Here is a 13,781-nt window from a genome sequence, read left to right as displayed (position 1 = left end):
AGAATTTTTCTCTTCAACCGACCGCGTTGTCTGTGAAGTGATTCACATCCGCCGTGTCGATGGAGGCGCATTATAGGGATCCCATTTTTTAGCACAAGTATTTTTTAGATCTTTTTTTCCGACTGCTGATTTTCCGCGCTTTTCGCTGAAATCCCGCCCGATCTGCTTAAATATTGACGTATTTTGCCTTGCCGCGATCCATTAATATGATCAAAGTCTTCTGTATAGCGCTCATTGTTAGAGGTAGATATGCCCGCAGTATTACGTCCTTATAAAGATCTGTTCCCCCAAAAAGGCGATCGCGTGATGATCGATGCCAGCAGCGTGGTGTTCGGCGATGTCCGAATGGCCGATGATGTCAGCATCTGGCCCCTCGTCGCCATCAGGGGAGATGTTAACTATGTGTCGATTGGCGCCCGTACCAATATTCAGGACGGCAGCGTTCTGCATGTCACGCACAAATCCTCCTATAACCCGGACGGTAATCCCCTCATCATTGGAGAAGAGGTTACCGTCGGCCATAAGGTGATGCTTCACGGCTGCATTATCGGGAATCGCGTACTTGTTGGCATGGGGTCGATTTTGCTGGATGGCGTCATAGTAGAAGATGACGTAATGATTGGTGCCGGTAGCCTGGTCCCGCAGAACAAACGGCTGGAGAGTGGCTATCTCTATCTGGGAAGCCCGGTAAAACAGATCCGCCCCCTGAAGGAGGCGGAGATCGAAGGATTAAAATACTCGGCGAACAACTACGTTAACTGGAAGAATGACTATTTGGATCAGGACAACCAAACCCAGCCCTGATCGTCTTCCTGCTGTTCGCGGATTAAATCGCTGGCTTCCTCTTCCAGATCCCAGCGATTTTCACAAAATATCGCTATCGGGTCTGAACCGCCAAAACGGCGCAACAGCGTCTCCCCATGAATGGCACAGGTAAGTTGCATCCCCTGCACCAGCACCGGAAAACAGACCGCTTGTTTAGTCTCATCCCAGTTCTCTCTGTCCGGGAAATGGATAGCCTGGTTCACGCCGAAAGCTCCTGCTTTAACTTTTCAATGACAGGTTCGACCGCAGGCAACACGCCATGCCAGAGCAGCACCGCATGCGCGGCCTGACCCACCAGCATTCCCAGTCCATCGGCTAACTGCTTCGCGCCGTGTTGTTCACACCAGTTAAGGAAAGGCGTTTTCCCTTTCTGATAAAACATGTCATAGAAGTACATATGCGCGCTGACCAGAGAAGCAGGAATTAACGGGATCTCGCCATTGATGCCGCTGGACGTGGCATTGATGACAAGATCGAACTCACGATCGGCAAGATCGTCAAGCGCTACCGCGCTCACGCTGCCGGTATGCTCAAACAACGCCGCCAGCGCTTCCGCGCGGGAAAAGGTTCTGTTGGTAATGGTCACCGCACAGTCCAGTGAAAGCAGAGGCAACAGTACTCCCCGCGATGCGCCACCCGCACCAATCAGCAGGACCCGAAACCCGGGCTTAATAAACGACAGTCGTTCCAGATCGCTAAGTAAACCAATTCCGTCGGTGTTGTCACCCAAAAGGCGCCCATCCTCAAGCCGTTTTAGGGTATTGACTGCACCAGCCAGTGAAGCGCGCTCGGTCAGTTCATCCGCACGTTCAAAGGCTTCCTCTTTAAAAGGAACCGTCACATTCGCGCCTTTACCGCCCGCGGCGAAAAAAGCCTCCAGCGTTGGAATAAATGCATCCACCGGGGCCAGTACGCGACCATAGGGATGATTTATCTGCAGCTGCTTCGCAAATTGCTGATGAATCAACGGTGACTTGCTGTGTGCAATCGGATTACCAAAAACAGCATAGGTTTCCATGAGATTACCCCTGGCGAAAACGTTCGCCGGTCAAGGCGTCGCGAATTTCAGACGGATTCAGGCGCCCTCCCGTTTCACCGACAGCGACTGGGAAGTCATTCCCGAACTGCGCCAGTACTTCTTCGGTTGTCCGACAAGGTGGCAATCCGGTCAGGTTGGCGCTGGTTGAGACCAGCGGTTTACCAAATGCCAGGCAAAGTTCAACCACCAGCGGATGGTCAGTTACGCGAACGGCGAGGGAATCAAAACGTCCGGTTAACCAGCGAGGCGTAGTCGGCTGCGCCGGGAAAACGAAGGTTACCGGGCCAGGCCACGCGGAGAAGATAGTCTCGCGCTGCGCCGGCGTCAGCATGGAGTCATCGATATAGGGTTTAAGCTGCTCATAATTCGCAGCGATCAAAATCAGCCCTTTCTCGACGGGTCTTTGTTTTAAGGCAAGCAGTCGGCTTACGGCCGTCTCGCTGTCAGGATCGCAACCGACTCCAAAAACAGCTTCAGTTGGATAGGCGATGACTTCTTCTTTTTTCAGTACGTCCACAGCATGCGCAATGGAGCCTGATGGCAGGTTATTATTCACTATTTTGATCCGCCGTAACCGGCTTTCCACATTGTTTACTGGCGCAGAAGCGTTTCATGCCTTGCGCGGTTTTCTTCTCTATAAGTAGCGGATAATTGCAATGAGGGCAGGTTCCCGCTACCGGTTTAAAATTGATAACGAACTGGCATTCAGGGTAGCGATCGCACGAATGGAAAGTCTTACCATAACGGGAACGGCGCTGTACCAACTGACCGCGCTGACACTGAGGGCACGCAATGGCCGTTTCATCAGGCTTATCAATTTGTTCCGTATGCTCACATTCCGGGTAGCGGCTACATCCAATAAACATGCCGAATCGCCCCTGCCGCAGGGCTAATTCACCACCGCAGAGTGGGCAATACTGACCCTCCAGAATTTTAACGATATGTCCATCCGCCTGGCTTTTCAGGGGACGGACATAATCACATTCCGGATAGTGTGAACAACCGAGAAACGGGCCGTGTTTCCCGGACCGAATAACAAGTTCAGCCCCGCACTGCGGGCAGGGCTCGTTTTTATGCACCGTGAATAGTGCTGATTTGGCCATAACAACTCTTGGTGCTGCACATTGAATTAGTGCAGCATACCTTCATTCACTTCAAAGAGTAATTCTTCCATTTGCTGATAGGCGTTTTCACAGCCCGGGATATTAAACAGAACCATCAGGATCACCCACTTGAGATCTTCCAGTTCAAATTCTGCTGTATCCAGCGCCATGACGCGCTCTATCACCATTTCTCTCGTTTCGAGGTTCAGCACCTGAATCTGCTCAAGGAATAAGATGAACCCCCGGCAGCTGGCGTCCAGCCTTTCACACTCTTCCGCTGTATAAATGCGTACTGACAATGGGTCAGAAGCAAGCTGCATCGGTTCGGCGAGGCCTTCCTGATAATCAGCCAGTTTTTCCAGCCACATCAACGCATTATAGATATCTTCCCGCTCAAACCCCGCATCGGTAAGATCCTGTGTCAATTTGTCCTGATCCACTCGCATTTCTGCTTCTTTATGGATGTAAGTCTCAAACAAATACATCAGTACGTCGAACATGGCATGCCCTCCTTAATCGGACATAGCCGCCGGGTACAGCTGCGATCCACCCTGCTAACTCCAGTTCGAGTAGCTGTGCTACCGTTACTGGCACAGGTTGGCCGGCACGTTCAGCGACAACGTCAACAGGTGTTACCTCATCTCCTACGTTAGCCAGGAGCTTGGGAAATGGCAATGCCACCTTTCCCTGATCTGATGAATATTGTCGCTTTTCGGGATCTTCCTGCAGCCATTGCAACCCATATTGCAAATTTTCAAGAATATCTCCTACTTCCGTTACCGGCGTTGCCCCTTGCTTAATCAGCCAGTGGGGCCCCTCGCATCCGGGATTACCTATCGGTCCAGGCAAGGCGAAGACTTCTCTTCCCTGTTCGAGCGCGCATCGCGCCGTGACCAGCGAACCGCTTCGGCGCGCCGCTTCAACCACCAGCACACCTTTGCTGAGCCCGCTGATAATCCGATTCCGACGCGGAAAGTTTGCCGGCCTGGGCTGTGCGGAAAGCGGAAACTCAGACACTATCGCGCCGTCAGATTCAATAAGCCGCATCGCCAGTGCCTGATGCCGGCGCGGATAAATGCTAAAAAGACCGTTCCCCAGCACCGCTACACTTCGTCCCTTAACTGACAGCGCCGCGCTGTGGGCTACGCCGTCAATACCGCAGGCCAGCCCGCTGGTGATCGTGAAACCGCTTTGAGAAAGTTGTTCGCACAGGATTTTCCCCCATCGCTCGCCGTACCATGACGGCGCACGACTACCTACCACCGCCAGCTGAATGGTATTAAGCGCCTCAGGATTACCTTTTATGAATAACGCCCCGGGATAATCAGGGATCGTGCGGAGCAAAGGGGGATATAGAGGATGGTTGGGCGTTAATAAATGATGTCCCGGCTGCTCAAGCCACACAAGACTACGTTCCAGCTCGCTCTCATCGAGTGCAAAGAACCGTTCAGCCTGCTTTGCTGTCAGCCCGGCCTCTCTGACCACGAGCACGTTGAGGTGTTCCAGCTTCTGCAGTCGCGCAGCCGCTTCCAGCATTACATCACCACACAGAGACCCAGTGTGTACTAGCCGTAGCCATATCTCGGTAGACGTCATCCTTTCCCCTGCCATAAGCGGCCTCCGCAATCATTGCGATTGGTCACTGATGCTGTCAATCGATGGGGGATTTGTCTAGAATAGAGAGAGTATTCTTATCAACTCCTGAACACGACTCTGGAAATTTATGGCAGTTTTGCAAGTGTTACATATTCCGGACGAGCGCCTTCGCATCGTCGCTGAACCGGTCAAAGAAGTGAATGCAGAAATCCAGCGTATCGTTGATGATATGTTCGATACCATGTACGCCGAAGAAGGTATTGGCCTGGCGGCGACGCAGGTGGATATTCATAAGCGTATTATCGTGATTGATGTTTCCGAAAATCGCGATGAGCGTCTGGTGCTGATCAACCCTGAGCTGCTCGAAAAGAGTGGCGAAACCGGTATTGAGGAAGGCTGTCTGTCCATTCCTGAACAGCGCGCTTTAGTACCGCGTGCCGAAAAGGTGAAAATTCGCGCGCTGGATCGTGACGGTAACCCGTTCGAACTGGAAGCAGACGACCTGCTGGCGATTTGTATTCAGCATGAGATGGATCACCTGGTCGGTAAACTGTTTATCGATTATCTCTCGCCGCTGAAACAGCAGCGTATTCGTCAAAAAGTAGAGAAACTGGATCGTTTGCGTTCTCGCGCATAACGTCCCCCCGGATACAAGGATCATCGTGTCTAAAACACTACGTATTATCTTCGCGGGAACCCCTGATTTTGCAGCGCGTCATCTTGACGCGCTGTTATCTTCTGGTCACCAGGTTGTTGGCGTCTTTACCCAGCCTGACCGTCCGGCAGGTCGCGGTAAAAAACTGATGCCGAGCCCGGTAAAGGTGCTGGCAGAAGAGCATGGGCTACCCGTTTTCCAGCCCGCATCGTTACGCCCACAGGAAAATCAGCAGCTGGTTGCTGACCTGAATGCCGACGTAATGGTGGTGGTGGCTTACGGTTTAATTCTGCCGAAAGCTGTGCTCGATATGCCTCGCCTGGGGTGCATCAACGTGCACGGGTCTCTGCTTCCGCGCTGGCGTGGTGCTGCACCTATCCAGCGCTCGCTGTGGGCAGGTGATGCCGAAACGGGCGTTACCATTATGAAGATGGACGTAGGTTTAGACACCGGCGATATGCTGTATAAACTGGCGTGCCCCATAACGTCAGACGATACCAGCGCTACGCTGTATGACAAACTGGCAGACCTTGGCCCACAAGGGCTTATCGAGACGCTCCAGCAGCTTGCTGACAATACGGCGAAACCGGAAGTTCAGGATGACGCGCTGGTGACTTATGCCGAAAAACTGAGCAAAGAAGAAGCGCGGATAGACTGGTCCCTGTCAGCCGCGCAGCTTGAACGCTGCATTCGCGCTTTTAATCCGTGGCCAATGAGCTGGACGGAGATTGATGAGCAGCCGGTGAAAGTCTGGAAAGCTTCCGTCATTAGCGGTACTACCACGGCTGAACCCGGTACGATTGTTGACGCCAACAAGAACGGAATTCAGGTGGCGACTGGGCAAGGGATCCTCAATCTTGAATCGCTACAACCGGCCGGTAAGAAGGCCATGAGCGCTCAGGATCTGTTAAATTCCCGTCGCGAATGGTTTATTCCGGGCAATCGTCTTGCCTGAGCAAATCTATCCTTAAGGCCCGGTGTTTCCGGGCATTTTTATTTTTACGGTTATGAAAAAACAAAATCTACGCAGTATGGCGGCTCAGGCCGTTGAGCAGGTTATCGAGCAGGGCCAGTCACTAAGTAACGTCCTGCCTCCCCTGCAACAAAAAGTATCGGATAAAGACAAAGCCCTGCTTCAGGAGCTCTGCTTTGGCGTTCTGCGCACGCTTTCTCAGCTTGAGTGGTTGATTAACAAGCTGATGTCACGCCCAATGACAGGCAAGCAACGCACCGTACACTATTTGATTATGGTGGGTTTTTATCAGCTTCTTCATACCCGCATCCCACCTCATGCCGCGCTGGCTGAGACGGTTGAAGGCGCCGTTGCGATTAAACGCCCTCAGCTGAAAGGTCTGATCAACGGCGTACTGCGTCAGTTCCAGAGACAGCAGGAAGAGCTTCTGGCTGAATTTACCCAAAGCGAAGCACGTTTTCTGCACCCGGACTGGCTGTTGAGGCGCCTGAAAAAAGCTTATCCACAGCAGTGGCAGGAGATTGCCGATGCCAACAACCAGCGCCCGCCAATGTGGCTACGCGTGAATCGTAATCACCACACTCGTGACGCATGGCTGGCATTACTTGAAGAAGCTGGAATGAGTGGATTCCCGCATCAAGCCTATCCGGATGCTGTACGTCTGGCCTCACCGGCACCGGTACATGCATTACCCGGTTTTGATGAAGGCTGGGTAACCGTACAGGATGCCTCGGCTCAGGGTTGCATGACCTGGCTTGAACCCAAAAATGGTGAGCAGATCCTCGATCTGTGCGCCGCGCCTGGGGGCAAAACGACGCATATTCTGGAAGTAGCTCCGCAGGCCAGCGTGATGGCTGTGGACGTCGATGAACAGCGTCTCTCACGCGTCTACGACAACCTCAAGCGTCTTGGCATGAAGGCTCAGGTTAAGCAGGGCGATGGACGCAAACCCGCAGAATGGTGTGGTGAAACCCAGTTCGATCGCATTTTGCTGGATGCTCCCTGCTCTGCAACCGGTGTTATTCGTCGTCATCCTGACATCAAGTGGCTACGCCGCGATCGTGATATTAAGGAACTTGCCCAACTGCAATCCGACATTCTCGACGCCATTTGGCCGCATCTTAAGCCTGGTGGAACGCTGGTCTATGCAACCTGCTCCGTGCTGCCGGAAGAAAACAGCCAGCAAATCGCGGCCTTCCTTAAACGTACCCCGGACGCCGCGCTGCGCGATACGGGAACGCCTGAATCCCCGGGTCTGCAGAACCTGCCGGGTGCTGAAGAGGGTGATGGCTTCTTTTACGCTAAGCTAATCAAAGAGTGATGTTGAGAACAGGTCACGAGATATGAAGATTATCATTCTGGGTGCAGGACAGGTGGGCGGAACGCTGGCGGAAAACCTGGTTGGCGAAAACAACGACATCACAATTGTTGATACCAACGGCGATCGTCTGCGTGTCTTACAGGACAAGTTTGACCTGCGCGTGGTGCAGGGTCATGGTTCGCACCCACGCGTTCTTCGTGAGGCGGGCGCCGACGATGCCGACATGCTGGTTGCGGTAACCAGTTCGGACGAAACCAATATGGTGGCCTGTCAGGTGGCCTACTCGCTTTTCAACACGCCAAACCGAATTGCGCGCATTCGCTCTCCGGACTATGTTCGCGATGCTGAAAAACTGTTTAATTCCGAAGCGGTCCCCATTGACCACCTCATCGCGCCAGAACAGCTGGTTATCGACAATATCTATCGCCTGATCGAATATCCGGGCGCCCTGCAGGTAGTGAACTTTGCCGAGGGCAAAGTGAGCCTGGCAGTAGTTAAGGCCTATTACGGCGGACCATTGATCGGCAATGCGCTTTCTACCATGCGCGAGCACATGCCGCATATCGATACGCGCGTCGCAGCGATTTTCCGTCACGACAGGCCAATTCGCCCGCAAGGCTCCACGATTGTCGAAGCCGGTGATGAGGTCTTCTTTATTGCGGCCTCACAGCATATTCGTGCGGTGATGAGTGAACTTCAGCGTCTCGAAAAACCCTATAAGCGCATTATGCTGGTCGGCGGTGGCAATATCGGTGCCGGTCTGGCACATCGGCTGGAAAAAGATTACAGCGTGAAGTTGATCGAGCGCGATCAACAGCGTGCTGCTGAACTGGCGGAAAAACTGCAAAATACGATCGTATTTTATGGTGATGCGTCGGATCAGGAGCTACTGGCTGAAGAGCATATTGATCAGGTTGATCTCTTTATTGCCGTCACCAACGACGACGAGGCGAATATAATGTCCGCCATGCTCGCGAAGCGCATGGGGGCAAAAAAAGTCATGGTGCTTATTCAGCGCAAGGCGTATGTCGATCTGGTTCAGGGTAGCGTTATTGATATTGCTATTTCCCCTCAGCAGGCGACAATTTCCGCGCTCCTGAGCCATGTTCGTAAAGCGGATATTGTCGGTGTGTCATCGCTCCGCCGTGGCGTAGCGGAAGCCATTGAAGCCGTTGCTCATGGAGATGAAACGACGTCGCGCGTCGTCGGCCGTTCGATCGACGAAATTAAACTGCCGCCAGGCACGATTATCGGCGCCGTTGTGCGCGGGAATGATGTCATGATTGCCAATGATAATTTACGAATTGAGCAAGGCGATCACGTTATTATGTTCCTTACCGATAAAAAGTTTATTACCGACGTCGAACGTTTATTCCAGCCAAGTCCATTCTTCCTTTAAAGAATTGGGTGCTCGAGTAAGAGCACCCTTACTTTATCCTTTCCATTTCTGTGCCTTTTATTTTTCATAATGTTTAATTATCCCGAATGGCAATTGGCTAATCATTTGTTAAACTTAAACTCGTCAGCTGGCACAAGGAGAGAACAATGAGTTTTATTAAAGAATTTCGCGAATTTGCGATGCGCGGGAACGTGGTAGATTTGGCAGTGGGTGTCATTATTGGTGCGGCATTCGGCAAGATTGTTTCATCATTAGTGGCCGACATTATCATGCCACCTTTAGGGTTGTTAATCGGCGGCATTGATTTCAAACAGTTCGCTTTCACGCTGCGTGAAGCGCAGGGTGATGTTCCGGCAGTAGTGATGCACTACGGCGTATTTATTCAGAACGTATTTGATTTTGTGATTGTCGCGTTTGCCATATTTATGGCCATCAAGCTGATCAACAGGCTCAACCGTAAAAAAGAAGAGCCGGCTGCAGCACCTGCGCCAACGAAAGAAGAAGTGCTGTTGAGTGAGATCCGCGATCTGTTAAAAGAGCAAAATAACCGCGTCTAATCAACAGATAAAAGCAGGAAGGCCAGTGGTAAATAAGCGATTCGCTTGCTTGCCACTGGCCTCCCAGTTACCCCGTTTTTCATGTTTGTCTTTACGCAGATAACTTCCTTTCCCTTTTTTATTCTTCTCAACGCGCTGCCTGAATAACGGGTCGTGAAGTAACGCCTCAATGGCATTGTCCCTAATTTGTCCTTTCGTGTGCTGATAGCGGCTCATAATGTCTCCAGAGCAGGGTTTATGACGAAGCGAGTCTAGACCCGGTTGAACTAAAAATCAACAGCCCTGCGTTTCTCCACTCGCTCCCTGTTCAAGGGCTTCGAGAATTGAACAGTAAATGCTGCTGTGGGCCGTACCGCAGCAGGCATCATTAAGCCTTTGCAGAGAGCGCTGCATGGTTTGCAGTTCCTGTATACGCGCTTCAACTTCATCCAGCCGGGCCTGCACGATGCTTTTAGATTCCTGGCAGGTGTGATGTTCCGGATCGATGCGGATCGATAATAACTCACGGATCGAATCCAGTGTAAAACCGAGCTGACGCGCATAACGAATAAACCGCAGGCGCTGCAGATCGTTATCGGTATAAAGGCGAAAGCCTCCTTCAGTCCGAACTTCATGATCGATCATCTGCTGCTTTTCGTAATATCGGATGGTATCCGGCGTGACGTTCGCAAGCTTCGCAAGTTCACCGATACGGTACATAACTACTCCTCGTTTATTTTCTGCATCAATCTTTCACCGTATTCACCGCGCAGAAAATCAGTGTTCATACCAGCCTGGCGCAGCTTGAGTTCAAGCAGGGCGAGGCGGCGGCTAAGTTCAGAATGTCGTGGATCGTCATGGCGGATCCCTTTGAGAAGATCGGCCAGTTCAACAGCCTCTCTGCGCTGTTCGAGCTCCGGGGGGAGACAGCCCGCATTTTTCAGTAAACGGTAACCAGCCCGTAGTTCAGGCGCGATGTGCGAGTCATCGTCAAGCGCAAGGCGTTCGCCGCTCCCCGGGAGATCGTCGAATTCACCTTTTTTTTGGGCATCGCGAATATGACGTTCTGCCCACTGGTCGAGCAACCACATTACCAGCTCCAGGAGATGAACAGAATTGATACAGACATTGTAGAGAAGTGGGGATATCGCGGATATAAAAAAACCCGCCGGAGCGGGTTTTTTTACGTTACTGCAGATTACTCTGCAGCAGCTTCTGCTTTCTCTGAACGATCAACCAGCTCGATGTAAGCCATCGGCGCGTTGTCGCCTGCACGGAAACCACACTTCAGAATGCGAGTGTAACCACCGGCACGGCTCGCGAAACGCGGGCCCAGTTCGTTAAACAGTTTTGCCACGATCTCGTTATCACGAGTACGGGCGAATGCCAGACGACGATTAGCAACGCTGTCAGTCTTGGCAAGAGTAATCAGCGGCTCAACTACGCGACGCAGCTCTTTCGCTTTAGGCAGGGTCGTCTTGATGATCTCATGACGAACCAGTGAACCTGCCATGTTGCGGAACATAGCCTGGCGATGGCTGCTGTTGCGGTTCAGTTGACGACCACTCTTACGATGGCGCATGACCTTATCCTTCTCAGTAAAACCTTAACCTGTGATCCGGTTACTCGTCAGCAATGCTTGCTGGTGGCCAGTTTTCCAGGCGCATGCCCAGAGACAGACCACGTGAAGCCAGCACGTCTTTAATCTCGGTAAGAGATTTTTTACCCAGGTTCGGCGTTTTCAGCAACTCAACCTCGGTACGCTGTACCAGATCACCGATATAGTGGATAGCTTCTGCCTTGAGGCAGTTAGCAGAGCGGACAGTCAATTCGAGATCGTCAACAGGGCGCAGCAGGATCGGATCGAATTCTGGTTTCTCTTCTTTCACTTCCGGCTGACGTACATCACGTAAGTCAACGAAAGCTTCCAGTTGTTCTGCCAGGATGGTCGCCGCACGACGAATCGCCTCTTCAGGATCGATTGTGCCGTTGGTTTCCATTTCGATGACCAGCTTGTCCAGGTCGGTACGCTGTTCTACACGCGCTGCTTCAACATTGTAGGCAATACGCTCTACAGGGCTGTAGCATGCGTCGACCAGCAGACGGCCGATTGGGCGCTCATCTTCTTCCGAATGAATTCGGGCAGAAGCCGGCACATAACCACGACCGCGCTGAACTTTGATACGCATGCTAATAGCTGCGTTCTCATCGGTCAGGTGGCAGATCACGTGCTGCGGCTTGACGATTTCAACATCACCGTCGTGGGTGATGTCGGCTGCAGTCACAGGGCCAATGCCAGATTTATTCAGAGTAAGAATAACTTCATCTTTACCCTGAACTCTCACCGCCAGCCCTTTCAGGTTGAGCAGGATTTCAAGGATATCTTCCTGAACGCCTTCTTTGGTGCTGTACTCATGAAGTACACCATCAATCTCAACCTCGGTCACCGCGCAACCCGGCATCGATGAGAGCAGAATACGGCGCAGTGCGTTACCCAGAGTATGGCCAAAGCCACGCTCTAAAGGCTCAAGGGTCACCTTGGCGTGCGTCGAACTCACTTGCTCGATATCTACCAGGCGCGGTTTTAGAAACTCTGTCACAGAACCCTGCATTGTGTCCTCTCTTTGGTACTAAGCTTTACTTGGAGTAAAGCTCGACGATCAGGTGTTCGTTAATGTCCGCAGACAGATCAGAACGTTCTGGCTGACGCTTGAACGTACCTTCCATCTTGCCAGCATCAACTTCCAGCCAGGTTGGCTTTTCACGCTGCTCAGCCAGCTCCAGAGCGGCCTTCACGCGAGATTGCTTTTTCGCTTTCTCACGAATGCTAACAACGTCATTCGCTTTAACCTGATAAGAAGCGATGTTAACAACACGACCGTTTACCATGATTGCTTTGTGGCTAACCAGCTGACGTGATTCAGCACGAGTAGCGCCGAAGCCCATACGGTATACAACGTTGTCCAGACGACCTTCCAGCAGAGCCAGCAGGTTTTCACCTGTGTTGCCTTTCAGACGTGCTGCTTCTTTATAGTAGTTACGGAACTGACGCTCCAGCACACCGTACATACGGCGAACTTTTTGCTTTTCACGCAACTGCACACCATAGTCAGACAGACGCGGTTTACGCGCACCGTGCTGGCCAGGAGCTTGTTCAATTTTACACTTGGTATCGATCGCGCGAACGCCAGACTTAAGGAATAAGTCGGTGCCCTCACGACGGCTCAGCTTGAGCTTAGGACCCAAATATCTTGCCATTTTCTATCTCCAACTAACCTAAAAAACGGAGCGTTATACGCGACGTTTTTTCGGCGGACGACAACCGTTATGAGGGATCGGAGTCACATCAGTAATATTCGTGATGCGGAAACCAGCGGCGTTCAGAGCGCGAACAGTAGATTCACGACCCGGACCCGGACCTTTAACCATAACTTCCAGATTCTTGATGCCGTATTCTTTTACGGCTTCTGCGCAACGCTCTGCTGCAACCTGAGCTGCGAACGGAGTGGATTTGCGAGAACCACGGAAACCGGAACCACCGGCTGTTGCCCAACCCAATGCGTTACCCTGACGATCAGTAATAGTAACGATGGTGTTGTTGAAAGAAGCATGGATATGAGCCACGCCGTCAGAGACTTGTTTTCTTACACGTTTACGTGCACGAACTGGTGCCTTTGCCATTATTCAATCACCCCGATTATTTCTTGATCGGTTTGCGCGGACCCTTACGGGTACGTGCGTTGGTCTTAGTACGCTGACCGCGCACTGGCAGACCACGACGATGACGCAAACCGCGATAGCAACCAAGATCCATCAGGCGCTTGATGCTCATGCTGATTTCACGGCGCAGATCACCTTCAACGACAAATTTGGCAACTTCGTCACGCAGCGTGTCGATTTGTTCTTCAGACAGCTCACTGATCTTAACATCTTCAGCGATACCCGCTGCAGCCAGAATGGCTTTAGAACGGGTCTTGCCGACGCCGTAGATCGAAGTTAATGCGATCACAGCATGTTTCTGATCAGGAATGTTAATGCCTGCTATACGGGCCACTATGCACTCCTACTATTTAATATGTACGCACCATGCTGAAAAGCCCGTTTTCAGGATACTCAAATGGAAACGTACAGACATACAAAAGATTGGCTGGCTAATCTAGCCAGCTCAACCCAACTTTGCAAGAAAAATATGCGAAATAATCAGCCTTGGCGCTGTTTATGCTTCGGCTCGGCACTGCAAATCACACGGATGACACCATCACGCTTAACGATTTTGCAGTTACGGCATAATTTCTTGACGGAAGCACGAACTTTCATTTTTACTCTCCGTAACT

21 protein-coding genes are annotated in these 13,781 nt (G+C 51.8%); 6 read left to right on the top strand and 15 right to left on the bottom strand.

Annotated elements, in window-relative coordinates; all coding sequences use genetic code 11:
- Positions 1 to 249 precede the first annotated feature (249 nt).
- A complete protein-coding gene (locus IM317_RS22715) occupies positions 250 to 804 on the top strand; it encodes a gamma carbonic anhydrase family protein (RefSeq protein WP_033146778.1) in 555 nt (184 codons plus the stop codon).
- On the opposite strand, the gene IM317_RS22710 is transcribed toward IM317_RS22715, so the two are convergent.
- From IM317_RS22710 to dprA, 6 genes are read right to left on the bottom strand one after another with little or no spacing between them, the layout of a single operon-like run.
- Positions 780 to 1,028 (bottom strand): DUF1488 domain-containing protein, encoded by a 249-nt coding sequence (locus IM317_RS22710; RefSeq protein ID WP_033146779.1) that lies wholly within the window; start codon positions 1,026 to 1,028, stop codon positions 780 to 782. The two genes, IM317_RS22715 and IM317_RS22710, sit on opposite strands and share 25 nt — an antisense overlap.
- Positions 1,025 to 1,843 carry a shikimate dehydrogenase gene (aroE, locus tag IM317_RS22705; RefSeq protein ID WP_033146780.1) on the bottom strand — a complete coding sequence of 273 codons (819 nt, stop codon included), beginning with the start codon at positions 1,841 to 1,843 and terminating at the stop codon, positions 1,025 to 1,027. The genes IM317_RS22710 and aroE overlap by 4 nt, the downstream gene beginning before the upstream one ends.
- Before the next feature lie 4 nt (positions 1,844 to 1,847).
- The gene (tsaC, locus tag IM317_RS22700; RefSeq protein ID WP_033146781.1) at positions 1,848 to 2,420 is read right to left on the bottom strand and encodes an L-threonylcarbamoyladenylate synthase type 1 TsaC; all 573 of its coding nucleotides are present in this window, start codon (positions 2,418 to 2,420) and stop codon (positions 1,848 to 1,850) included.
- A complete protein-coding gene (locus IM317_RS22695) occupies positions 2,413 to 2,967 on the bottom strand; it encodes a type I DNA topoisomerase (RefSeq protein WP_023309445.1) in 555 nt (184 codons plus the stop codon). Before IM317_RS22695 ends, tsaC begins: the two co-directional genes overlap by 8 nt.
- 26 nt (positions 2,968 to 2,993) lie before the next feature.
- On the bottom strand, positions 2,994 to 3,467 hold the full coding sequence (gene smg, locus IM317_RS22690; RefSeq protein ID WP_033146782.1) for a DUF494 family protein Smg: 474 nt from the start codon (positions 3,465 to 3,467) through the stop codon (positions 2,994 to 2,996).
- The gene (gene dprA / locus IM317_RS22685) at positions 3,439 to 4,563 is read right to left on the bottom strand and encodes a DNA-protecting protein DprA (protein WP_033146783.1); all 1,125 of its coding nucleotides are present in this window, start codon (positions 4,561 to 4,563) and stop codon (positions 3,439 to 3,441) included. The genes smg and dprA overlap by 29 nt, the downstream gene beginning before the upstream one ends.
- A 127-nt stretch (positions 4,564 to 4,690) precedes the next feature.
- Between dprA and def the strand changes: the two genes are divergently transcribed.
- The 5 genes from def to mscL all read left to right on the top strand — a co-directional run bounded on the left by def (position 4,691) and on the right by mscL (position 9,468).
- Positions 4,691 to 5,200 (top strand): peptide deformylase, encoded by a 510-nt coding sequence (gene def / locus IM317_RS22680; RefSeq protein ID WP_006812188.1) that lies wholly within the window; start codon positions 4,691 to 4,693, stop codon positions 5,198 to 5,200.
- Positions 5,201 to 5,225: 25 nt separating this feature from the next.
- Complete coding sequence (gene fmt, locus IM317_RS22675; RefSeq protein WP_033146784.1) at positions 5,226 to 6,173, top strand: methionyl-tRNA formyltransferase; 948 nt, start codon at positions 5,226 to 5,228, stop codon at positions 6,171 to 6,173.
- Between the two features lie 52 nt (positions 6,174 to 6,225).
- Entirely contained in the window at positions 6,226 to 7,512 is a 1,287-nt protein-coding gene (rsmB, locus tag IM317_RS22670) for a 16S rRNA (cytosine(967)-C(5))-methyltransferase RsmB (protein WP_033147082.1), read from the top strand.
- Between the two features lie 22 nt (positions 7,513 to 7,534).
- The gene (trkA, locus tag IM317_RS22665; RefSeq protein ID WP_008503482.1) at positions 7,535 to 8,911 is read left to right on the top strand and encodes a Trk system potassium transporter TrkA; all 1,377 of its coding nucleotides are present in this window, start codon (positions 7,535 to 7,537) and stop codon (positions 8,909 to 8,911) included.
- Between the two features lie 146 nt (positions 8,912 to 9,057).
- Positions 9,058 to 9,468, top strand: a complete 411-nt coding sequence (gene mscL, locus IM317_RS22660; RefSeq protein ID WP_023309449.1) for a large-conductance mechanosensitive channel protein MscL — start codon at positions 9,058 to 9,060, stop codon at positions 9,466 to 9,468.
- Here the strand turns inward: mscL and IM317_RS22655 are convergent, their stop codons facing one another.
- The 9 genes from IM317_RS22655 to rpmJ form a co-directional block, all read right to left on the bottom strand.
- Positions 9,469 to 9,684, bottom strand: coding sequence for an alternative ribosome-rescue factor A (locus IM317_RS22655; RefSeq protein WP_033146785.1), 216 nt, complete (start codon positions 9,682 to 9,684; stop codon positions 9,469 to 9,471).
- A gap of 57 nt (positions 9,685 to 9,741) precedes the next feature.
- Positions 9,742 to 10,167: a Zn(2+)-responsive transcriptional regulator gene (gene zntR, locus IM317_RS22650; protein WP_029740638.1), complete on the bottom strand. Its 426-nt coding sequence runs from the start codon at positions 10,165 to 10,167 to the stop codon at positions 9,742 to 9,744.
- A gap of 2 nt (positions 10,168 to 10,169) precedes the next feature.
- Positions 10,170 to 10,538 (bottom strand): DUF1992 domain-containing protein, encoded by a 369-nt coding sequence (locus IM317_RS22645; protein ID WP_033146786.1) that lies wholly within the window; start codon positions 10,536 to 10,538, stop codon positions 10,170 to 10,172.
- Between the two features lie 107 nt (positions 10,539 to 10,645).
- The gene (gene rplQ / locus IM317_RS22640; RefSeq protein ID WP_001216368.1) at positions 10,646 to 11,029 is read right to left on the bottom strand and encodes a 50S ribosomal protein L17; all 384 of its coding nucleotides are present in this window, start codon (positions 11,027 to 11,029) and stop codon (positions 10,646 to 10,648) included.
- A 40-nt stretch (positions 11,030 to 11,069) separates the two neighbouring features.
- Positions 11,070 to 12,059: a DNA-directed RNA polymerase subunit alpha gene (locus IM317_RS22635; protein WP_002919219.1), complete on the bottom strand. Its 990-nt coding sequence runs from the start codon at positions 12,057 to 12,059 to the stop codon at positions 11,070 to 11,072.
- A gap of 25 nt (positions 12,060 to 12,084) precedes the next feature.
- Positions 12,085 to 12,705 (bottom strand): 30S ribosomal protein S4, encoded by a 621-nt coding sequence (gene rpsD / locus IM317_RS22630; protein ID WP_004868345.1) that lies wholly within the window; start codon positions 12,703 to 12,705, stop codon positions 12,085 to 12,087.
- Between the two features lie 33 nt (positions 12,706 to 12,738).
- Entirely contained in the window at positions 12,739 to 13,128 is a 390-nt protein-coding gene (rpsK, locus tag IM317_RS22625; RefSeq protein WP_003863312.1) for a 30S ribosomal protein S11, read from the bottom strand.
- Between the two features lie 16 nt (positions 13,129 to 13,144).
- Positions 13,145 to 13,501: a 30S ribosomal protein S13 gene (gene rpsM, locus IM317_RS22620; protein ID WP_003863308.1), complete on the bottom strand. Its 357-nt coding sequence runs from the start codon at positions 13,499 to 13,501 to the stop codon at positions 13,145 to 13,147.
- Between the two features lie 146 nt (positions 13,502 to 13,647).
- A complete protein-coding gene (rpmJ, locus tag IM317_RS22615) occupies positions 13,648 to 13,764 on the bottom strand; it encodes a 50S ribosomal protein L36 (protein ID WP_000868187.1) in 117 nt (38 codons plus the stop codon).
- Between the last annotated feature and the right edge of the window lie 17 nt (positions 13,765 to 13,781).

The organism is Enterobacter cloacae complex sp. S3, assembly GCF_014930495.1.
Classification (GTDB): domain Bacteria; phylum Pseudomonadota; class Gammaproteobacteria; order Enterobacterales; family Enterobacteriaceae; genus Enterobacter; species Enterobacter asburiae_B.
This window is presented reverse-complemented; position numbering and strand designations above follow the sequence as displayed.